This window comes from Phreatobacter cathodiphilus (genome assembly GCF_003008515.1).
Taxonomy (GTDB): Bacteria; Pseudomonadota; Alphaproteobacteria; order Rhizobiales; family Phreatobacteraceae; genus Phreatobacter; species Phreatobacter cathodiphilus.
In genome coordinates this window covers 2068386-2089272 of record NZ_CP027668.1, presented here as the reverse complement: position 1 = coordinate 2089272, position 20887 = coordinate 2068386, and the positions used below count along the sequence as shown (strand labels likewise).

Sequence of the window (20887 nt, the reverse complement as noted above, 5' to 3'; positions counted from 1 at the left end):
GGCACCTCCTGGTGTCCACCCCGTCCGGGAGCCACAAAGCCACAGCCGGGCGGCCGTTGCGAGCTTTCGCTCTCCGGGTGGTGAAGCCTCGGTAAAGGGGCCTCAGCCGAAGCGGCTCTTCCAGGAGGGCAGGGCGCCGGGGAAGGGCAGGGCTTCGGCCTCGAACACTGCCCTGGCGCAGGCGCGGGCGAGAACGGAAGCGGCGGTGAAGCCGAGCACCGCCATGTCGCGGGCATAGTCGGCGACCGGTACGGCGCCGGTGGCGGCGGCGAAGACCGTGTCGCCGTCGAGCGGCGTGTGGATCGGGCGGATGGCGCGGCCGAGCCCGTCCTGCGCCATGACGGCGAGATGGGTCGCCTGGCCCTTGTCGAGCACGGCGTCGGTGACGACGAGGGCGATGGTGGTGTTTTCCGGGCGCGCGCCCTTCAGCTTCAGCGCATGGGCGTCCGCCGGCCAGGGGCTGGGCAGGCCGCGGCCGCCGAACTCGGCGCCGACCTCGTCCGTCGCAGACCAGAAATGGCCCGAGGCGCCGATGGTGGCGCTGCCGACCGCGTTGACGATGACGATGGCCCCGACCCGGTGGCCGGTGGCGGAGACGGCCGAGGCCGAGCCGACGCCGCCCTTGAGGTCGGCCGTGGTGGCGCCGGTGCCGGCGCCGACGGTGCCGAGCGCCACGGGAGCGGCGGTGGCGGCGGCGGCCGCCTGATAGCCGAGGTCGCGATAGGGCGAGAAGCGGCCCCACGCCTTGTCGCCGCCGGAGAGCAGGTCGAAGACGATGGCGCCGGGCACGATCGGCACCAGCATGGAACCGATGGCGAAGCCCCGGCCGTTCTCGGCGAGCCAGGCGCTGACCCCGCCGCAGGCGTCGAGGCCGAAGGCGGAACCGCCGGAGAGCACCACGGCGTCCACCGTCTGCACGGTCTTGTCGGGCCGCAGGAGCTCCGTGTCGCGGCTTCCCGGCGCGCCGCCGCGCACGTCGACGGCACAGACGGCGGGCCGGTCGAAGACGATGGCGGTGGTGCCGGTTCCGCGGGCGAGATCGGTGGCGTGGCCGACCTTGAGGCCGGCGATGTCGGTGAGGCTGTTGGATGTCATGCTGCGGTGCCGTCGGGGATCATCACGCGGCATCACGCCTCTGCGATTGGGGCAAGTCAACGCTTCCGTCACGTCCGCCGCACATATAGACACCCCTGAATGAACGACCTGCGGCGGCGGCTGCAAGCGGGGCGGAACCGGAATGCCTGACGTCACCCTCACCGCGGCCCTGCTCGCGGGCCTCGTGAGTTTCCTGTCCCCCTGCGTGCTGCCGCTGGTGCCGCCCTACCTCGTCTATCTCACCGGTGCGACGCTGGACGACCTGGCCGAAGCCGAGGCGAACCCGTCTCTCGTGCGCCGCGCCGTGATGCTGGCCCTCGTCTTCGTCGCCGGTTTTTCCACCGTCTTCGTCGCCATGGGGGCCTCGGCCTCGCTGATCGGCCATTATGTGCGCATCTACTCGGGCACCCTGTCGATGGTTGCGGGCGTGGTGATCATCGTCATGGGCCTGCACTTCCTCGGCCTGTTCCGCATCCCGCTGCTCTACCGCCAGGCGAAGATCGACATGGCCCCGCCCAAGGCGGGCCCGACGGGGGCCTATCTCATGGGCCTCGCCTTCGCCTTCGGCTGGACGCCCTGCATCGGCCCGGTGCTCGCCGCGATCCTGGCGGTGGCGGCGTCCGAGATGACGCTGCACAAGGGCGCCCTGCTGCTGGCGGTCTATTCCCTCGGCCTCGGCATTCCCTTCGTCCTCGCCGCCTTCGCCATCAAGCCCTTCCTGCGCTTCGCCGCCTCCATGCGCGGCCGGCTGCGCGTGGTGGAGATGGTGATGGGCGGGCTCCTCGTGCTCACCGGGCTCGCCTTCCTGACCGGCCAGATGTCGACGGTCGCCTTCTGGCTGCTCGAGACCTTCCCGGCCCTCGGGGCGATCGGCTGACGGCCGCCTTTCGGGTCGCTCCGCGGAACCGGAATTCCCGAGGTCCACGGCTGCGGGACATGAAAAAGCCCGCCCGGTTGCAGCCGGGCGGGCGTCGTTTTCCCAAGTCCGCCTTGGGCGGGACGATCAGTTGGTCGTCGGGTTCTCGAAGTAGGAGACCTTGCCGTCCGGGCCGGCGCGCCAGGTGTACATGACGTAGTCGGCGCGGGTGATGTCGCCCTTCTTGTCATAGGAGATGTCGCCGATCACCGTCTTGAAGACGTGGCCGGTGCGCATGAACTCGGCGATCTTCTTGGGGTCGACCGAGTTGGTGGCGACAGCCGCCTGCTGGAAGATCTGCACGGCGGCGTAGCTGTAGAGCGTGTAGGCCTGCGGCTCGAAGCGACGGGCGGTGCGGAACTTCTCGACGATGGCGCGCGCCTCGGGGCGGTTGCGCGGGTCCGGCGGGAAGGTCATGAGCGTGCCGGTGGCGCCGGGGCCGGCGATGGCGGCGAACTCGTTGTCGGCGATGCCGTCACCCGACATCAGCGGGGCGGCGACGCCCTGGTCGCGCATCTGGCGAACGATGAGGCCGCCCTCGGTGTGCAGGCCGCCCCAGTAGACGACGTCGACGTTCGCCGCCTTGAGCTTGGAGATCAACGCCGAGAAGTCCTTCTCGCCGGTGTTGACGCCTTCGTAGATCACCTCCTTGAGGCCGGCGGCGTTCATCGCCTTCTGCGTCTCGTCGGCGAGGCCTTTGCCGTAGGTGGTCTTGTCGTGGACGATGGCCACGCGCTTGCCGGCGAACTGGCGGGCGAGATAGGCGCCGGCCACCGCGCCCTGCTGGTCGTCGCGGCCGCAGGTGCGGAAGACGTTCCAGAGGCCGCGCTCGGTGTAGCGCGGATTGGTCGAGGCGGGGGTGATGGCGACGATGCCGTTCTCCGCATAGACCTCGGAGGAGGGGATCGACACGCCCGAGTTGAAGTGGCCGACGACGAACTTGACGCCGTCGCCGACGAACTTGTTGGCGACGCTCACGCCCTGGCGGGGATCGGAGACGTCGTCACCGACCGAGAGCTGGATGCGCTGGCCGAGAATGCCGCCGGCGGCATTGATGTCTTCCACGGCCTGTTCGACACCGTGGCGCAACTGGGCGCCGAACGAGGCGTTCGGACCCGTGATCGGGCCGGCGACACCGAGACGGATCTGCGCCTGGGCGGGAAGCGCCAGGGCGAGACCCAGACCGAGCGTGAGCCCGGCGAGGAGTTTGGTCTTCATCTCTCATCCTTCCCAAGAGGGGTCACGAGGGGATCGAGCCTTCGCGGAGGACGGCCATGCCGTCCTTGACGGGGATCGAACACCCTTTTGCGGGACTTGTCAGCCCGTCCGGCTGCGACCGATGCGTCATCGGGGTTTTTCCGGAGGGGAGGACAGCGGGACCGGCCGCTCGCTCCAGGTGAGCGGGCCGGTGCGTTGGTAGAGCCACCAGTACTGGTGGACCATCTGGTCGGTGCGGGTGGCCCGCCAGGAGAGGAGTCCGATGGCGGTGACGATCACCGTGTCGACGACGTAGTAGCGCAGCGACAGCAGTGTGCCCTCGAACAGGGCGAAATGGGCGAAGCGCACGGCGAGGCCGAGGACGAGGAGGTAGGCGATGGTCTCGGGAATGCCGCGCCAGGTCTGGGCGCAGGCCCGGCCGGTCATCACGGCGAGCCAGCCGCCCAGGACCAGCGTCACCAGCAGGAACAGCCAGATGGACGGCTCTTCGTAGAGAATGCCCTGCATCAGTGCCGGCCTCCCTCGAGATAGGCGGCGCGGACCTCCTCGCGGGCGAGGAGCTCCTGGCCGGTGCCGGCCATGGTGACGGCGCCGTTGACCAGCACGTAGCCGCGATGGGCAAGCTTCAGGGCGTGATAGGCGTTCTGCTCCACGAGGAAGACGGTGAGGCCCTCCTGGCGGTTCAGCTCGCGGATGGCGTTGAAGATGCCGGCGACGATGAGCGGGGCGAGGCCGAGGGACGGCTCGTCGAGCAGCAGCAGCTTCGGCCGGCTCATCAGGGCGCGGGCGATGGCGAGCATCTGCTGCTCGCCGCCCGAGAGCGTGCCGCCGCGCTGGTCGCGCCGCTCCTTGAGGCGGGGGAAGAGGGCGAAGACCTTGTCGAGGTCGTCGGCGAAGAAGGCGGGGTCGGTGAGGGAGGCCCCCATCTGGAGGTTCTCGTAGACCGACATGCGCGGGAAGATGCGCCGGCCCTCCGGCGACTGGGCGATCCCCATGCGCATGATCTGGTGGGTCGGCAGCCGGGTGATGTCCTGCCCGTCGTAGACGATGGAGCCGCGGCGGGCCTGCGGGCTTCCGCAGATGGTCATCATCAGCGTCGACTTGCCGGCGCCGTTGGCGCCGATCAGGGTGACGATCTCGCCCTTGGCGACGTCGATGTCGATCCCCTTGAGCGCCTGGATGGCGCCGTAGAAGGTCTCGACGCCGCGGGCGGTGAGCAGCGCCGTCACAGCCCGACCTCCGCCTCGACCTTCTCGACCTCGGAATCGTCGACGCCGAGATAGGCGGCGATGACCTTGGGGTCCTCGCGCACCTGGGAGGGCGTGCCGTCGGAGATCTTGATGCCGTAGTCGAGGACGACGACGTGGTCGGAGATTTCCATGACCACACTCATGTCGTGCTCGATGAGCAGCAGGGAGGTGCCGTGCTCCTTGCGGATGAAGCGCAGCAGGTCGTTGAGCACCAGGCTCTCGCGCGGGTTGAGGCCGGCGGCCGGCTCGTCGAGGCAGAGGAGCTCGGGGTCGGTGCACATGGCGCGGGCGATCTCGAGGGCCCGCTGCGGCCCGTAGGAGAGATCGCCGGCAGGATCGTCGGCGCGGTCGGTGAGGCCGCACTTGTCAAGCCAGTAGGCCGCCTTCTCGATGGCCCGGCGCTCGGCGCGGCCATAGGAGGGCAGGCCGAGGATGCCGCCGATCGACCAGCCGGAGGCGGACATCAGCGGGTTGTGCTGGGCCACCAGAAGGTTCTCCAGCACCGTCATGCCTGAGAACAGGCGGATGTTCTGGAATGTGCGCGCGACCTTCGCCTCCTGCGAGATGCGGAAGTCCGGCAGGCGCTCGAGCAGGTGGGTGCGCCCGTCGGGATGGCGCATGGTGATGCGCCCCTGGCTCGGCTTGTAGAAGCCGGTGATGCAGTTGAACACCGTGGTCTTGCCGGCGCCGTTGGGCCCGATGACGGCGGTGATCTCGCCGCGGCGCGCCTCGAAGGAGAGGTCGTTGACGGCGATGAGGCCGCCGAAGCGCATGGTCAGGTGCTCGACGGAGAGGATGGCCTCGCTCATCCGTGGCCCTCCTTCACGTGGTCGGCGGAGACGGCACGCCGGGTCTTCAGGAAGGCGGTGGGCATGCGGGTGGAGACGAAGCCGCGCGGCTTCCACACCATGATCGCCACCATGGCGAGGCCGAAGATGAGCATGCGGTACTGGGCGGGGTCGAAGTCGTTGCCGAAGATGGCCTTCAGCCAGTCGAGCTCGCGCAGGAGTTCGGTGCCGCCGATCATGGCGACGGCGGCGATGGCGGTGCCGATCAGCGAGCCCATGCCGCCGAGCACGACGATGGCGAGAATGACCGCCGATTCCATGAAGGTGAAGCTCTCGGGCGAGATGAAGCCCTGGCGCGCGGCGAAGAAGGAGCCGGCGAAGCCGCCGAACATGGCGCCGATGGCGAAGGCGGTGAGCTTGGTGTTGACCGTGTTGATGCCGAGGGAGCGGCAGGCGATCTCGTCCTCGCGCAGCGCCTCCCAGGCGCGGCCGACGGGGAGCTTGCGCAGCCGGTTCGACACCCAGGCGGTGAGCAGGGCGAGGCAGACGATGACGTAGTAGAGGAAGATGGTGCGGTAGACGGGCGAGAACTCGAGCCCGAACACGGCTGCGAAGCCGGTGTCGGAGGCGTTGAAGGGAATGCCGAAGAAGGAGGGCCGCGGGATCGTCGAGATGCCTTCGTAGCCGTTGGAGAAGGCCGTCCAGTTGATGAGGATGAGGCGGATGATCTCGCCGAAGGCCAGCGTCACGATGGCGAGATAGTCGCCGCGCAATCGCAAGACCGGGAAGCCGAGCAGCACCCCCCAGAAGGCGGCGAGGATGCCGGCGATCGGCAGGCAGATCCAGAAGGCCCAGACGCCGAGGCCGGGGAAGGTCGCCGGGATCACCTTGGTGGCGATGAGGGCATAGGCATAGGCGCCGACCGCGTAGAAGGCGACGTAGCCGAGGTCGAGCAGGCCGGCGAGGCCGACGACGATGTTCAGGCCCCAGGCCAGCATCACGTAGATGAGGATCTGGATGCCGAAATTGTCGATCCACTTGAGGGCGCCGGACCCCCCGGTGAGCGACATGATCATCATCGGATAGACGAAGAGGGCGACGAGGGCGGCCGGCGGCAGGCCGTTCCTGATCACGGCCCGGATGCTCGGCGGGATCAGGCCCAAGACGAGGTGGGAGCCGATAGCCGCCGTGGTCTCGGGCCGCACCCGGGCCTGCCAGAGCGACAGCAGGAAGCGGCCGGCCCACACCAGCAGCACGACGACCGCGAGGAGGTCCCAGCGCGGCTCGACGATGAGCCGGTTCTGCATGTCCTGTGTCGTCTTGAAGGCGAGCAGGGGGCCGAAGACGCCGGCGGCGACGATGGCGGCGAAGAGCGCGTCCTTCATGGCACGGGCCACGGGCGAGGGGGCGGCCGGTGCGGTGTCCACGGGCATGGTCACGGCGTCAGACCTTCTCGACGTCGGGACGGCCGAGGATGCCCTGGGGCATGAAGATCAGCACGATCGCGAGGATGGAGAAGGCGGCAACGTCCTTGTACTCGACCGAGAAGTAGGCCGACCAGAAGACCTCGATCAGGCCGATCAGGAGGCCGCCCAGCACGGCACCGGGCAGCGAGCCGATGCCGCCGAGCACCGCCGCGGTGAAGGCCTTCACGCCGGGCGTGAAGCCGTCGGAGAAGTTCACCACGCCGTAATAGACGAGGTAGAGCGTGCCGGCGACGGCGGCGAGCGCGGCGCCCATGACGAAGGTGATGGAGATGGTGCGGTCGACGTCGACGCCGAGGAGCGCCGCCATCTTGCGGTCCTGCTCGCAGGCGCGCTGGGCCCGCCCGAGCGGCGTCTTGGCCACCACCCACCAGAACACGGCGAGGAGCGCTGCCGTGACCACGACGATGACGATCTGCTTGTAGGACAGCGTCACCTGGTAGCCGCCGGCGGCCGAGAGCACGAAGACGTTGTTGAGGATGGGGTCGATGGCCTTGTTGCGCGGGCCCTGGGCGACCTGCACGAAGTTCGACAGCACGATCGACATGCCGATGGCGGAGATGAGCGGGGCGAGGCGGAAGGACCCGCGCAGCGGCCGGTAGGCGACGCGCTCGATGGTCCAACTCACCAGCGACGTGAAGACCATGGCGACGATCAGCACGATCATCAGCGCGATGAGGATGGACCCGACGCCGAGCCAGGTGGTCAGGATCATCAGCGCGATGAGGGCGATGAAGGTTGAGACCATGAAGACATCACCATGGGAGAAGTTCACCATGCCGATGATGCCGAAGACCATCGTGTAGCCGATGGCGATGAGACCGTAGATCGACCCCAGCGTGACGCCATTGATCAGCTGCTGGAAGAAGACTTCCATGCCGTCACCTTCCCATGTTCCCCTCCGGCGCGGGATAGCGCCGTGATGGTCACCGGCGCCGGCCGCCTCTGCGGGCGGTCCATGCGGCGGAGCCAACGCCCTATCGGTAGCAAGCGTCCGGACAACTCACAATGGCACGACGCGCTTTATTCACACGCCGGCCTCAACCTTAATCACCGAGAATTCAGTCCCGGCCGTTGGCCCGGGCGGCCTGTCGGGCCTATATCATCGGGAGAACAGAGGATTGTGCATGGATGGCGGAGCCAGCCGCTCGATGATTCCGGGAGTGCGCGCGGCCTCCCCCCAGGCCTATCGCGACGGCATGGCGCATGTCGCCGGCCATGTGCACGTCATCACCACGGCCGGTCCCGCCGGCACGGGCGGCTTCACCGCCATCGCCGTCGCATCCGTTTCGGACGACCCGCCGACGCTGCTCGTCTGCCTCAACCGCAAGTCCGCCAACGGCGCCCTGATTGCCAGTAACGGTGTCTTCGCCGTCAACGCCCTGCCGGCCGGCGCCGAGGGACTGGCGGAGACTTTCGCCGGCCGCCGCGGCCTGACCGGGGCCGAGCGCTTCGGCGAAGGCGCGTGGTCACCGCTCGCCACCGGCGCGCCGACCCTCGACACCGCCCTCGTCGGCTTCGACTGCCGGCTCGTCGAGATGCGCGCCATGGCGACGCACCACATCCTCATCGGCCAGGTGGAGGCGGTGCGCATCGGCCCGACCGGGCCGGCGCTCGCCTATTTCGACCGGGCGTATCGGCCGATCCCGCGCTGAGGGGGCGTTTGCGCGACCCATCTGCCGCTCGTTCCCGCAAAGAATGCCTCACCCGAACCTCCCCTCGCTAGCGCGACGAGAGGATAAGGGTGGGTCCTGCAGAATCTCAGGTCTTGATGCCGAGCTCGGCGAAGACCTCCTTCGCCTCCTTCATCGCCGTGTTGGCGGCGGGAACGCCGGCATAGACGGCGATCTGCAGGATCACCTCCTTGATGTCGTCGGTGGTGACGCCGTTGGAGAAGGAGGCGCGGCAGTGCAGGCGGAACTCCTCCCAGCGCCCGAGCGAGGCGCAGATGGCGAGCACCAGGAAGCTGCGCGTCTTGCGCTCCAGGCCGGGCCGGGTCCAGATCTCGCCCCAGGCGTAGCGGGTGATGAAGTCCTGGAACTCGCCGGAAAAGCCGTCGCGAGCCGCCAGCGAGCGGTCGACATGGGCATCACCCAGCACGGCGCGGCGCACCGCGAGGCCTTTTTCGAAGCGGTCTTTTTCGTCCATGGAGGTCTCCTGTCGGGGCGGGCGCCCTGAATCGGTGGAATTGCGTCCTTCGAGGCTCGCCCCCGGCCGATGCGGCCGCATCGCCGGGGCTCGCACCTCAGGATGAGGGGCGTTGGTGTCCTGCACGACGCGGGACACGGTCGGTCGTCACGCCAGGCTCGACCCTCTTCCTACTGAGGTGCGAGCAGGCAGAGCCCCGAAGGGCGCACCGACACTCTTGCCGGCGCCTCAAGGCCGCAGGAAGCCCATCACCGTGTCGGTGAAGGCCTGTTCCTGCTCGATGTTGGAGAGGTGCGCGGCGTCGAGCTCGACATAGCGCGCGCCCGGGATGGCGGCCGCGATCTCGCGGCCCTTCTCCGGCGGGGTGGAGCCGTCGTGGGTGCCTGAAATGACCAGGGTCGGCAGGCGGATCGACCGGATCGATTCGCGCTGGTCCATGTCGCGGATGGCGGCGGAGCAGGCGGCGTAGCCCTCGGGCGGGGTCGTCTCCAGCATGGCGACGATTCGCGCCACGGCCTTGGGGTCCGCCTGCTGGAAGCGCTTGGTGAACCAGCGGTCGACGATGGTCGGGATGAGGGGGGCGAGGCCCTCGCGCTTCACGGTGGCGATGCGCTGGTTCCACATGTCGGCGGTGGGCATGCCCGCGCCGGTATTGCACAGGACGAGGCGGGTGAACCGGCTCGCGTGGTGGGTGCCGGCCCACATGCCGCTCATGCCGCCCATGGAAAGGCCGCACCAGTCGGCCTTGGCGATGCCGAGATGGTCGAGCAGTTCGACGGCGTCGAGGGTGAGGCGGGCGAAGTTCGTCGGCCCGACGCGCAACTCGCTCTCGCCGTGGCCGCGCTTGTCGTAGCGCACCACGCGGAACGCCTCCGCGAAGGCCGCCATCTGCGGCTGCCACATCTCCAGCCGGGTGCCGAGCGAGTTGGACAGGAGAAGCGCCGGCTTGTCGCCACCGGTATCCTCGTAGCGCAGCGACAGGCCGTCGGAGGTGGTGAAGCGGGGCATGAGGGCTCTCCTGCGACAGGGGTGGCGCGAGAGACTAGGGGAGAGCCGCGACATTGCAACGGGGCAGGGGGATGCGCGCGCGTGGGGGCCGTCCTGCACTCTGGTAAGGTTCCAGCTTGACGCTCCGTTGAGAACGGGTCCAAACTGCAATTCTCGCCGAAAACAGGCCGTTTCCGGCGCGGGAGCTGGCGGCGGAGACAAAAAACATCCCGTAGGCGCCCGTTTTGATGGAATGTGAGGAGGAACGCCCATGCCGACGGTGACCCTGACGGTCAACGGACGACCGGTGACGGCCGATGTCGATCCGCGCACCCTGCTGGTGCAGATGCTGCGCGAAAACCTGCACCTGACCGGCACCCATATCGGCTGCGACACGTCGCAGTGCGGTGCCTGCGTCGTCCATGTCGACGGCAAGGCCGTGAAGTCGTGCACGACCTTCGCGGTGCAGTGTCAGGGCGCCGATGTCGTGACCATCGAGGGGCTCGCCAAGGACGGCAAGCTGCACCCGATGCAGGAGGCCTTCCGCGAGCACCACGGCCTGCAGTGCGGCTTCTGCACCCCGGGCATGATCATGGCCGCCGTCGACATCGTGAACCGCAAGGGCGCGGTGGACGAGGCGACGATCCGCGAGGAGCTCGAGGGCAACATCTGCCGCTGCACCGGCTACCACAACATCGTCAAGGCGGTGGAAGCCGGCGCCCGGGCGATGACCGGTTCGGCCCCCGCGCGCCAGGCGGCGGAGTAAGCGGCGCCACAAGCCGCACCCGCAGCCTTTCCCGTCCATCCGACGTCCCCAGGGAGGATCGTCCATGACAGTCACCGCCATCGGTGCCGCCGTCCGGCGCAAGGAAGACCACCGCTTCATCACCGGCAAGGGCCAGTATACCGACGACATCAACCGCCCCGGCCAGGCGCACGCCTATTTCCTGCGGTCGCCGCACGCGCACGCGACGCTGAACGGCATCGACATTTCCCGCGCGAAGACCATGCCCGGCGTCGTCGCGATCTACACCGGCGAGGACGTCGCGGCCGACAAGGTCGGCGGCCTCATCTGCGGCTGGATGATCCATTCGAAGGACGGCACGCCGATGCGCGCCGGCCCGCATCCGATCCTCGCCCAGGGCAAGGTGCGCTATGTGGGCGACCACGTGGCCGTGGTGATCGCCGACACGCTGTCCCAGGCCAAGGACGCGGCGGAGGCCATCGTCGTCGACTACGGCGTGCTGCCGGCGAACGCCGACACGTCCAAGGCCCAGGGCGGCCCGGAGGTCCATTCCGAGGCGCCGAACAACACGGTCTACGACTGGCACATCGGCGACAAGGCGGCGACGGAGGCGGCCTTCACGGCGGCCAAGCACGTCACCACGCTCGAGATCGTCAACAACCGCCTCGTGCCCAACGCCATGGAACCGCGCGCCGCGGTCGGCGAATACGATGCCGGCAACGACGCGCTGACCCTCTACACGACGAGCCAGAACCCGCACGTCGCGCGGCTCGTTCTCTCCGCCTTCGTCGGCATCGCGCCCGAGCACAAGCTCCGGGTCATCGCGCCGGACGTCGGCGGCGGCTTCGGCTCGAAGATCTTCATCTATGCCGAGGAGACGGTCTGCGTCTGGGCGGCACGCAAGTGCGGCCGCCCCGTGAAGTGGACCGCCGACCGGACGGAGGAGTTCCTCTGCGTCGCCCACGGCCGCGACCACGTCACGCGGGCGCAGCTCGCCACCGACGCCGAGGGAAAGATCACCGGCCTCAGGGTCAAGACCATCGCCAATATGGGCGCGTACCTGTCGACCTTCGCCTCGTCGGTGCCGACCTATCTCTATGCGACGCTGCTGTCGGGCCAGTACGCCATCCCGAACATCTATGCCGAGGTGGACGCGGTCTATACCAACACCGCGCCGGTGGACGCCTATCGCGGTGCCGGGCGGCCGGAGGCGACCTTCGTCGTCGAGCGGCTGGTGGAAGCGGCGGCGCGCGAGCTCGGCATGGATCCGGCGGCCTTCCGTCGGCGCAACTTCGTGTCGAAGTTCCCGCACCAGACGCCTGTCATCATGACCTACGACTGCGGCGACTACAAAGCCTCGCTGGTGAAGGCCATGGAGATGGCCGACGTAAAGGGCTTCGGCAAGCGCCGCCGCGAGGCGGCCAAGCGCGGTAAACTGCGCGGCCTCGGCTATTCCACCTATATCGAGGCCTGCGGCATCGCCCCGTCCCAGGCGGTCGGCTCCCTCGGCGCCGGCGTCGGCCTGTGGGAATCGGCGGAGGTGAGGGTCAACCCGGTCGGCACGGTGGAGGTCCTCACCGGCTCGCACAGCCACGGCCAGGGCCACGAGACGACCTTCGCCCAGCTCGTCTCCTCGCGCCTCGGCATCTCCATCGACAACGTCTCCATCGTCCACGGCGACACCGACAAGGTGCAGTTCGGCATGGGCACCTACGGCTCGCGCTCGGGCGCGGTCGGCATGTCGGCCATCTCCAAGGCGCTCGACAAGATCGAGGCCAAGGCGAAGAAGGTCGCCTCCCACGTGCTGGAGGCGGCGGAGGCCGACATCGACTTCAAGGACGGCAAGTTCACCGTGAAGGGCACCGACAAGTCGGTGGATTTCGGCACGGTGGCGCTCAACGCCTACATCGCCCACAAGTTCAATCCGCAGGAGCTGGAGCCGGGGCTGAAGGAGGGTTCGTTCTACGACCCCACCAACTTCACCTTCCCGGCCGGCTGCCACATCTGCGAGATCGAGGTGGACCAGGAGACCGGCGTCGCCACCATCGCCAAGTGGACGGCGGTGGACGACTTCGGCAACGTCATCAACCCGATGATCGTCGAGGGCCAGGTCCATGGCGGCATCGCCCAGGGCGTCGGCCAGGCGCTGCTCGAGGGCACGATCTACAACACGGAAGGTCAGCTCGTGACGGCGTCCTTCATGGACTACGCCATGCCGCGGGCCCACGACCTGCCGTCCTTCGACGTCGGCATGACGGTGACGCCGTGCCCGTCCAATCCGCTCGGCATCAAGGGCTGCGGCGAGGCAGGAGCCATCGCGGCGCCCGCCGCCGTCATCAACGCGCTGACCGACGCGCTGGGCACGGAGGACGTGCCCATGCCGGCGACGCCCCAGGCCCTGTGGACGGTCATCCAGAAACAGTCCCGCGCCGCCATCGCGGCCGAGTAAGGTTCGAAAGAGGTCATCATGTATCCTTTCAAATACCAGAAGGCCGCAACCGTCCGCGGCGCCGTCTCGCTCCTCGGCAAGGCCGAGGACCCCAAGCTGCTGGCCGGCGGCCACACGCTGATCCCGACGATGAAGCAGCGGCTCGCCAGCCCGAAGACGCTGATCGACCTTTCGGGCGCCGGCCTGTCCGGCATCGAGCAGAAGGGGCGCTCCATCGTCATCGGCGCGATGACGACCCATGCGGAGGTGGCGAACTCGCCCATCGTCCAGCAGGCGATCCCGGCGCTCGCCCGGCTCGCCGCCCATATCGGTGACCCCCATGTCCGCCATCGCGGCACCATCGGCGGGTCGGTCGCCAACAACGACCCGGCGGCGGACTATCCGGCGGCACTGATGGCGCTGGGGGCGACCGTCCACACCAGCAAGCGGAAGATTCCGGCGGAGGAGTTCTTCGCCGGCATGTTCTCCACCGCCCTCGACGAGGACGAAGTCGTCACCAAGATCGCCTTCCCCGTGCCCGGCAAGGCCGGTTACGTGAAGTTCCCCAATCCGGCCTCGCGCTACGCCATCGTCGGCGTATTCGTCGCCAAGAAGGGCGGCAGCGTCCGGGTGGCAGTCACCGGTGCCGGCTCCAACGGCGTGTTTCGCCACACGGCGATGGAGGAGGCGCTGGCGAGGCGCTTCAATCCGAAGTCGCTGGAGGGCGTGACGACGCCTGCCGAGGACCTGAACGGGGACATCCACGCCTCGGCGGAGTATCGCGCCCATCTCGTCGGCGTCATCGCCAAACGGGCCGTCGCGGCGGCCCTGGGCTGACGGCCTGCCGGAAGCTCGACGCAAAGGAAAGGGCCGGTCGCACCCGCGCCGGCCCTTTCGCATGGGTGACGGGAGAACCGTCCGCTCAGCCCGCCGGAGCCGCGATGCGGCGCGTCTGGAGTACCTCGATCATCTCGCCGTCCTTGCGGTAGGCGACGCATCGCAGGGCGCCGAGGGGACCGGCGAGGCCGGGGTCGCGGGCATGGTTCTGGGCGAGCAGCGGCAGGCACTGTTCCGGAGTCTCGACGACGCGCAGGGTGCGCCAGCCGCGCGAGAGCTCGGGGTTCACGGTGATGTATTCGAGGCGGACGAGGTCGGGCCGCTTGGGATCGATCATGCGGCGGACGCTGCCGGTGACGAGGGCCGCCTCGCCGGGAAAGAACACGAACAGCGTCACCGCTGCGGCGAGGAGAGCGAGCAGCAGAGTGGTCAGGATCGTGCTGTGGCGCATCGGGGAGCCCGCGCTGGAATTGACGATCCCTGCGCTAGCACGCGCCGCCTTAATGAAAATTCGAATCGAATCCGCGAAAAATGGTTGCAACCCGGGCCTTTTTCCCGAGCCGCCGACGGCGCGGGCCGGCGCCCCAAAAACGCCCCACACCGACGTGCACAGTCCGGGATCGTCGACCGCCCGTCTGCCCCGAGGTGAGCGCATGAAGCCCGTCCCAGCCGTCCTCGCCTGCGCCGCTCTGGCCCTCGCCGGAGCACAGCCGTCGGCGGCCCGGGCCCAGGGGGCCGGGCAGGGACAGGTCTCGGCCGATTACAGCGTTACCTTCCTCGGCCTCTCCATCGGCCGCGGCACCATGGTCTCGACCAGCGACGGGCGGAACTACCGCACGACGCTGGACGTCCGCGTCACAGGGGTGGCGGCCATCTTCTCGGGCGGGTCGGGCACGGCCACCGCCACCGGCCAGATCCGCGGCGCGACGCCGGTGCCCTCGAGCTTCACGGTGGCGATCCGCTCCGGTGGCAAGGTGGAGACGACGCGCATCGCCATGGCCGGCGGCAACGTCACCGGCGTCGAACGCGATCCGGACAAGCCGCCCCATCCGCGCGCGACCCCCGTCCTCCCCGAACATCTGCGCGGCGTCCTCGACCCGCTCTCCGCCGGCATCTTCGTCGCCGGCGGCTCCGGGCCGGTGGCGGGAGCGGCGGCCTGCGAGCGGCGCACCCCGGTCTTCGGCGGTCGCGAGCGCTTCGACCTCATCTATTCCTTCGTCGAGACGCGCCAGGTCGAGATCGGCGGATACAAGGGCGAGGCGGCGGTCTGCCGGGTGCGCTTCGAGCCGATCGCCGGCTACCGGCCCGACCGCAACGACATCCAGAGCGCGCGGCAGCGCTCCGCCGAGGTCGTTCTCGTGCCGGTGCGCGGCACCCGCACGCTCCTTCCGGCAAAGATCACGCTATCGACCGGCTACGGCACCGGCATCGCCCAGGCGACACGGCTCGCCCTCGATCCCGGCCAGCCGCCCGCACGGCGCGCCGCCGCGGATTGAGGTTCTCGACGGCATGCCGGCTGCGCTATGGTCCCAGCGTCCAGCCGGAGTGCCTCAGTGACGACTGCCCAGCCGATCCCGCTTCCCACCTCCATCGACGAGACTCTGGCCCTGCTCGGGCGCGGCGACTACGTCGCCGACCGGTCGCTGGCGACCGTGCTGTTCCTGGCGCTGAAACTGGGCCGGCCTTTGCTGCTGGAAGGGGAGGCCGGCGTCGGCAAGACCGAGATCGCCAAGGTCCTCGCCACGGCGCTCGGCCGCAACCTCATCCGGCTGCAGTGCTACGAGGGGCTGGACGTCGCCGCGGCGGTCTATGAGTGGAACTACGCGGCGCAGATGATCACCATCCGCCTCGCCGAGGCTGAGGGGGCGGTGGACCGCGAGGCGCTGGCATCGGGCATCTTCTCCGAGCGGTTCCTGGTCAAGCGCCCGCTGCTCAAGGCGCTCGAGCCTGATCCGCGCGGCCCGCCGGTGCTGCTCATCGACGAGCTCGACCGCACCGACGAGGCCTTCGAGGCCTTCCTGCTGGAGGTCCTGTCAGACTTCCAGGTCACGGTGCCCGAACTCGGCACGATCAAGGCGCCGGCGGCGCCCATCGTCATCGTCACCTCGAACCGCACCCGCGAGATCCACGACGCGCTGAAGCGGCGCTGCCTCTACCACTGGGTCGACTATCCCGACGCGGCGCGCGAACTCGCCATCCTCAAGGCCAAGGCGCCGGGCGCGCCGGAGCGGCTGACGAAGGAGATCGTCGCCTTCGTGCAGCGGTTGAGGAAGACCGACCTGTTCAAGGTGCCGGGCGTCGCCGAGACGATCGACTGGGCGACCGCGCTGACCGAACTCGACGCCGTCGGGCTCGACCCGCAGGGCGTCACCGACACGCTCGGCGTGCTGCTGAAATATCAGGACGACATCCAGAAGATGCAGGGCGGCGAGGCCAAGGCGATCCTCGACGAGGTGAAGGCGGGACGCTGATCCGATGGCTCCGCTCGCCCTCGTCACCGATCCCGGCCGGATGGCCTGGCTGAAGGCCGCCGCCATCGGCGCGGCGCTGCTGGTGGTTCCGCTCGCCTGGTGGACGGCGCTGTCGCTCGCCGGAGTGCGGATGCCCGCGCCCGGACCCTCGCCGCTATCCATGGCGATGATCGTCGCCGCAGCCATTCTAGTCGCGCCGCTGATCGAGACGGCGGCGCTGGCGGTGCTGCACTGGCTGGTGGCGGTGCTGCTGCGGGCGCCGGTCGCCCTCTTCGTCGCCGCCGCGGTGGCGGCGGCGGTCGCCGCGCACCTGCCGCTGACGCTGGTCAGGACACCGGTGACCGCGGCGATCTTCCTCGTCTTCGCCCTGCAATATGCCGGCTGGCATGCCGCCCGCGGCTGGCGCACCGCCTTTCTCGGCACGGCGCTCGCCCATGGCGTCTACAATGCCGGCTCGCTAGCCCTTTCGCCGGTCTTCGCCTTCCTGCTGAGGCCCGCCTGATGGCGAACGCGCTCGCCGAGAACATCACCCATTTCGCCCGCGCGCTGCGCACGGCCGGCCTGCCCGTCGGGCCGGGGACGGTTCTCGATGCGGTGCAGGCGGTGGAGGCGGCGGGCATCGGCTCGCGCGAGGACTTCTACTGGACGCTGCACGCGGTGTTCGTGACGAAGCACGAGCAGTCGGTGCTGTTCCGCACCGCCTTCGAGATCTTCTGGAAGAAGCGGCACCTGATGGAGAAGCTGCTCTCCATCCTGATGCCGGTGGCGCCCGCGACGCCGGGTAAGCCCGATCCGGTGTCGCTGCGCCTGCAGGAGGCCTTCTTCAAACAGGCCGAGAGCGTGCCGGTGGAGAAGCCGGAGATCGAGGTGGATGCGAGCCTCACCGTTTCCGACATCGAGGTGCTGCAGAAGAAGGACTTCGCCCAGATGACGGCCGCCGAGATCGCCGAGGCGAGCCGCAGGGTGGCGGCCCTGGTGCTGCCCGACGATGCCGTGCCGACGCGGCGCCTCGCCCCGGACCCGCGGGGGCGGCGCATCGACCTTCGGCGCACGCTGCGCCGCTCCATCGGGGAGGGTGGCGGCATCATCGACCTCGCCCGGCGCGGGCCGAAGACCAAGCATCCGCCGCTCGTGGTGCTCTGCGACATTTCCGGCTCGATGAACCAGTACACGCGGGTGATCCTGCACTTCGTCCACGCGCTGATGGAGAACCGCCGCAACGTCCATGCCTTCACCTTCGGCACCCGGCTGACCAACATCACCCGCATGCTGAAGGCGAGGGACCCGGACGAGGCGCTGGCCGCCTGCACGGCGGCGGTGGAGGACTGGTCGGGCGGCACGCGCATCGCGCCCTCGCTCGCCGCCTTCAACAGGCTGTGGTCGCGGCGGGTGCTGTCGGGCGGGGCGGTGGTGCTGCTGGTGACCGACGGTCTGGAGCGCGATGGCACCGCCGACCTGGCGCGGGCCGCCGACCGGCTGCACCGCTCTTGCCGGCGGCTCGTCTGGCTCAATCCGCTGCTGCGCTTCGACGGGTTCGAGGCGCGCGCCCAGGGCATCCGCGCCCTGCTGCCCCATGTCGACGAGTTCCGCACCATCCACAACGTGGCGGCGGTGGCCGATCTCGTCGCGGCGCTGGACGCGCGCCGGACCGACCGGGCGCACGACCCGCGGCGGTGGATGAAGGCGCTGTAGGGCCATGGATGCCCGGCATCGAAGGACGTATCGAGCGCCCGCCCTTGCGCGGCGCTTCGGTTCGTCCGATGTCTTGGACGTTGGAGATGTTCCAGGGAGGCCGCCATGCTCTCGACCGACGACGATATCCTCGGCCAGGCCGAGGCCTGGGCGAAGGCCGGCAAGGGCGTGGCGGTGGCGACCGTCGTCGAGACCTGGGGTTCGGCGCCGCGACCGGTCGGATCTCATCTCGTCATCGACGAGGACGGCACCTTTCTCGGCTCGGTGTCGGGCGGCTGCGTCGAGGGCGAGGTGGTCACCGAGGCGCTGGACGTGATCGGCTCGGGCAAGGCCAAGATGCTCGAATTCGGCGTTGCCGACGAGACGGCCTGGCGGGCGGGCCTGTCCTGCGGCGGCCGTATCGCCGTCTATGTCGAGAAGGTCGGCTGATGCGCCTCGACCTCCTCTCCGCCCTCAATGCGGCGCGGGCCGGCCGGCGTGCCGCGGTTCTCGTCACCGATCTCGACGGCGGCGAGGCGCGGCTCGTCACGGCGGAGACCCTGGCCGGCGATCCGCTGGAGGGGGCGATCCGCGCGGCGCTGCGCACGGGCCGCAGCGGCGTCGTGGAGGGCACGCGCGCCTTCCTGACGGTGCAGGTGCCGCCGGCGCAGATGGTGATCATCGGCGCGGTCCACATCAGCCAGGCGCTGGTGCCGATGGCGCGCATGCTCGGATACGACCCGGTCATCGTCGATCCGCGCACCGCCTTCGCAACCCCCGAGCGCTTTCCCGGTGTCACCCTCCTGGCCCAATGGCCCGACGAGGCGCTGCCGGGCCTCCACGTGGACCGCTACACCGCCTTCATCGCGCTGACCCACGACCCGAAGATCGACGACCCCGCACTGACGCACGCCTTCGAGAAGGACTGCTTCTACATCGGCGCGCTCGGGTCGCGGAAAACCCATGCCCGGCGCGTCGAGCGGCTGACGGCGGCGGGCGTCGCGCCGGAAGCGCTCGCCCGCATCAAGGCGCCGGTGGGTCTCGCCATCGGCGCCATCACGCCGGCGGAGATCGCCGTATCGATCCTCGCCGAGGTGACGCAGGCCTGGCGGCAGGGCATCGCGTGAGCGGGTCCCGCAGTGGCGGCGAGGGAGGCGGCTGATGCGCTTCGGTCCCCTGGCGGTCGAGCAGGCCCTCGGCGGCGTCGTCGCCCATGCGGTGCGCCGGCCGGGGCTCCTCATGAAGAAGGGATCGGTGATCGGCGCTGCCGAGATCGCCGCGCTGAAGGCCGCGGGGATCGCGACCATCACCGTGGCGCTGGCCGAGCCCGGCGACATCGGCGAGGACGAGGCCGCCGGCCGCATCGCCGCCGCGGTGGCGGGGGAGGGCCTGCGCATCGATCCGCCGTTCACCGGCCGCGCCAATCTCTTCGCCGCCGAGGCTGGCGTGCTGATGGTGGACCGCGAGGGCATCGACCGGATCAACCGCATAGACGAGGCCATCACCCTGGCGACGCTGCCGGCCTTCGCCGCCGTCGAGGCGGGCGAGATGGTGGCGACCGTCAAGATCATCCCCTATGCGGTCGCCGGCGACAGGGTGGCGGAGGCGATCGCGGCGGGGCCTCTCGTCAGGGTCGCGCCCTTCGTGCGGCGGCGGGTCGCGGTGGTCTCGACCCTGCTGCCGGGGCTCGCCGACAAGGTGGTGGAGAAGACGCTGCGGGTGACCGCCGACCGGCTGGCTCCGGCGGGGGCGGCCATCGTCGCCGAGCGGCGCGTGCCCCATGAGGCCGCGGCCCTGACGGCGGCGATCGGCGAGGTGGCGGGCGGGGCCGATCTCGTCCTCGTCTTCGGCGCTTCCGCCATCGCCGACCGGCGCGACGTCATTCCGGCGGCGCTGGAGGCGGCGGGGGGACAGGTCGACCATCTCGGCATGCCGGTGGACCCCGGGAACCTGCTGATGGTCGGCGCGCTCGGCAGCGTCCCGGTGCTCGGCGCGCCGGGTTGCGCCCGCTCGCCGAAGGAGAACGGCTTCGACTGGGTACTGATGCGCCTGCTGGCCGGCCTGCCGGTGACCAAGCACGACGTCACCGGCATGGGGGTGGGAGGACTGCTGATGGAGATCGTGTCGCGTCCGCAGCCGCGCGAGGGTGAGATCGCGGCTCCGCCCGCCCCGCGCCTCGCCGCCGTCGTGCTGGCGGCGGGCCGCTCGACCCGCATGGGCGGCCCGAACAAGCTCCTGGCCGAGATCGGCGGCAGGCCGCTGGTGCGCCACGCCGTCGAGGCGGCCCTCGGGGCCGGTCTCGCCGAGGTGCTGGTGGTCACCGGCCACCAGGAGGCGGCCGTGCGCGCCGCTCTCGCGGACCTGCCGGTGCGCTTCGCCCATAATCCGGACTTCCCCGAAGGCCTCTCCACCTCGCTGAAGGCCGGCATCGCCGCTCTCGGCGAGGAGATCGACGGGGTCGTGGTGCTGCTCGGCGACATGCCGGCCATCTCCTCGGGCCTCGTCGGCAGGCTGGCCGCGGCCTTCGCGCCGGGGGAGGGGCGGCACGTCGTCGTGCCCGTCGCCGGCGGGCGGCGCGGCAATCCCGTGCTGTGGGGCCGCCGCTTCTTCGCCGAGCTGATGAAGGTCACCGGCGACCAGGGCGGCAGGGCGGTGCTGGCGGGCGCGCCGGAGGCCGTCGCCGAGGTGCCGGCCGAGACGGACGACGTCCATCTCGACCTCGACACGCCGGAGGCGCTCGCCGCGGCGGGCGGACGTCCCGCGCCTTAACGAAGCTGAAGTCCGTGCGGTAATTTTGACAAAAAAATCCCCGGGTCGTTGCCGGCCCGGGGCTTCAGATGATCATCTCC

Annotated in this window: 22 protein-coding genes; 12 read left to right on the top strand and 10 right to left on the bottom strand. The window is 69.7% G+C overall.

The genetic code is table 11. The features are described from left to right. Positions 1-102: 102 nt before the first annotated feature. The gene (locus C6569_RS10230; protein ID WP_106748748.1) at positions 103-1095 is read right to left on the bottom strand and encodes a P1 family peptidase; all 993 of its coding nucleotides are present in this window, start codon (positions 1093-1095) and stop codon (positions 103-105) included. Between the two features lie 142 nt (positions 1096-1237). On the opposite strand from C6569_RS10230, the gene C6569_RS10225 reads away from it, so the two are divergent. Beyond that, positions 1238-1972 (top strand): cytochrome c biogenesis CcdA family protein, encoded by a 735-nt coding sequence (locus C6569_RS10225; protein WP_106748747.1) that lies wholly within the window; start codon positions 1238-1240, stop codon positions 1970-1972. A 126-nt stretch (positions 1973-2098) separates the two neighbouring features. Here C6569_RS10225 and C6569_RS10220 read toward each other — a convergent pair whose 3' ends face one another. From C6569_RS10220 to C6569_RS10195, 6 genes are all read right to left on the bottom strand, one after another. Further along, positions 2099-3229 (bottom strand): branched-chain amino acid ABC transporter substrate-binding protein, encoded by a 1131-nt coding sequence (locus tag C6569_RS10220; RefSeq protein WP_106748746.1) that lies wholly within the window; start codon positions 3227-3229, stop codon positions 2099-2101. Positions 3230-3355: 126 nt separating this feature from the next. After that, positions 3356-3736: a DUF6867 family protein gene (locus tag C6569_RS10215; protein WP_106748745.1), complete on the bottom strand. Its 381-nt coding sequence runs from the start codon at positions 3734-3736 to the stop codon at positions 3356-3358. Beyond that, entirely contained in the window at positions 3736-4449 is a 714-nt protein-coding gene (locus C6569_RS10210) for an ABC transporter ATP-binding protein (protein ID WP_106750987.1), read from the bottom strand. The genes C6569_RS10215 and C6569_RS10210 overlap by 1 nt, the downstream gene beginning before the upstream one ends. 5 nt (positions 4450-4454) lie before the next feature. Then, positions 4455-5288: an ABC transporter ATP-binding protein gene (locus C6569_RS10205; RefSeq protein WP_106748744.1), complete on the bottom strand. Its 834-nt coding sequence runs from the start codon at positions 5286-5288 to the stop codon at positions 4455-4457. Beyond that, on the bottom strand, positions 5285-6700 hold the full coding sequence (gene livM / locus C6569_RS10200) for a high-affinity branched-chain amino acid ABC transporter permease LivM (RefSeq protein WP_106750986.1): 1416 nt from the start codon (positions 6698-6700) through the stop codon (positions 5285-5287). Before livM ends, C6569_RS10205 begins: the two co-directional genes overlap by 4 nt. A 10-nt stretch (positions 6701-6710) precedes the next feature. Then, a complete protein-coding gene (locus C6569_RS10195) occupies positions 6711-7628 on the bottom strand; it encodes an ABC transporter permease subunit (RefSeq protein WP_106748743.1) in 918 nt (305 codons plus the stop codon). A 286-nt stretch (positions 7629-7914) separates the two neighbouring features. Here C6569_RS10195 and C6569_RS10190 point away from each other — a divergent pair, with 286 nt between their 5' ends. Next, positions 7915-8406: a flavin reductase gene (locus C6569_RS10190; protein WP_245898295.1), complete on the top strand. Its 492-nt coding sequence runs from the start codon at positions 7915-7917 to the stop codon at positions 8404-8406. Between the two features lie 106 nt (positions 8407-8512). Here the strand turns inward: C6569_RS10190 and pcaC are convergent, their stop codons facing one another. Together pcaC and pcaD are read right to left on the bottom strand one after the other, a co-directional pair. Beyond that, the gene (gene pcaC / locus C6569_RS10185) at positions 8513-8899 is read right to left on the bottom strand and encodes a 4-carboxymuconolactone decarboxylase (RefSeq protein ID WP_106748741.1); all 387 of its coding nucleotides are present in this window, start codon (positions 8897-8899) and stop codon (positions 8513-8515) included. Positions 8900-9127: 228 nt separating this feature from the next. Then, complete coding sequence (pcaD, locus tag C6569_RS10180; protein ID WP_106748740.1) at positions 9128-9907, bottom strand: 3-oxoadipate enol-lactonase; 780 nt, start codon at positions 9905-9907, stop codon at positions 9128-9130. 250 nt (positions 9908-10157) lie between these two features. On the opposite strand from pcaD, the gene C6569_RS10175 reads away from it, so the two are divergent. The 3 genes from C6569_RS10175 (at position 10158) to C6569_RS10165 (ending at position 13896) form a co-directional block, all read left to right on the top strand. Then, on the top strand, positions 10158-10652 hold the full coding sequence (locus tag C6569_RS10175; protein ID WP_106748739.1) for a (2Fe-2S)-binding protein: 495 nt from the start codon (positions 10158-10160) through the stop codon (positions 10650-10652). 64 nt (positions 10653-10716) lie between these two features. Further along, the gene (locus C6569_RS10170; protein WP_106748738.1) at positions 10717-13080 is read left to right on the top strand and encodes a xanthine dehydrogenase family protein molybdopterin-binding subunit; all 2364 of its coding nucleotides are present in this window, start codon (positions 10717-10719) and stop codon (positions 13078-13080) included. 18 nt (positions 13081-13098) lie between these two features. Then, positions 13099-13896, top strand: coding sequence for an FAD binding domain-containing protein (locus C6569_RS10165; protein WP_106748737.1), 798 nt, complete (start codon positions 13099-13101; stop codon positions 13894-13896). A gap of 85 nt (positions 13897-13981) precedes the next feature. On the opposite strand, the gene C6569_RS21935 is transcribed toward C6569_RS10165, so the two are convergent. Next, complete coding sequence (locus C6569_RS21935; protein WP_181313989.1) at positions 13982-14347, bottom strand: hypothetical protein; 366 nt, start codon at positions 14345-14347, stop codon at positions 13982-13984. A 202-nt stretch (positions 14348-14549) separates the two neighbouring features. Here C6569_RS21935 and C6569_RS10155 point away from each other — a divergent pair, with 202 nt between their 5' ends. From C6569_RS10155 to C6569_RS10125, 7 genes are all read left to right on the top strand, one after another. Next, complete coding sequence (locus tag C6569_RS10155) at positions 14550-15392, top strand: DUF3108 domain-containing protein (protein ID WP_181313988.1); 843 nt, start codon at positions 14550-14552, stop codon at positions 15390-15392. A 57-nt stretch (positions 15393-15449) separates the two neighbouring features. Continuing rightward, positions 15450-16367, top strand: a complete 918-nt coding sequence (locus C6569_RS10150) for an AAA family ATPase (RefSeq protein ID WP_245898294.1) — start codon at positions 15450-15452, stop codon at positions 16365-16367. A gap of 4 nt (positions 16368-16371) precedes the next feature. Next, positions 16372-16869, top strand: coding sequence for a hypothetical protein (locus C6569_RS10145; RefSeq protein WP_106748734.1), 498 nt, complete (start codon positions 16372-16374; stop codon positions 16867-16869). Next, positions 16869-18059: a vWA domain-containing protein gene (locus C6569_RS10140; RefSeq protein ID WP_106748733.1), complete on the top strand. Its 1191-nt coding sequence runs from the start codon at positions 16869-16871 to the stop codon at positions 18057-18059. The genes C6569_RS10145 and C6569_RS10140 overlap by 1 nt, the downstream gene beginning before the upstream one ends. Before the next feature lie 105 nt (positions 18060-18164). Further along, complete coding sequence (locus tag C6569_RS10135) at positions 18165-18488, top strand: XdhC family protein (RefSeq protein ID WP_106748732.1); 324 nt, start codon at positions 18165-18167, stop codon at positions 18486-18488. Next, positions 18488-19165 (top strand): XdhC family protein, encoded by a 678-nt coding sequence (locus tag C6569_RS10130; RefSeq protein WP_106748731.1) that lies wholly within the window; start codon positions 18488-18490, stop codon positions 19163-19165. Before C6569_RS10135 ends, C6569_RS10130 begins: the two co-directional genes overlap by 1 nt. A 34-nt stretch (positions 19166-19199) precedes the next feature. Then, positions 19200-20807, top strand: a complete 1608-nt coding sequence (locus C6569_RS10125) for an NTP transferase domain-containing protein (protein WP_106748730.1) — start codon at positions 19200-19202, stop codon at positions 20805-20807. Positions 20808-20887 lie beyond the last annotated feature (80 nt).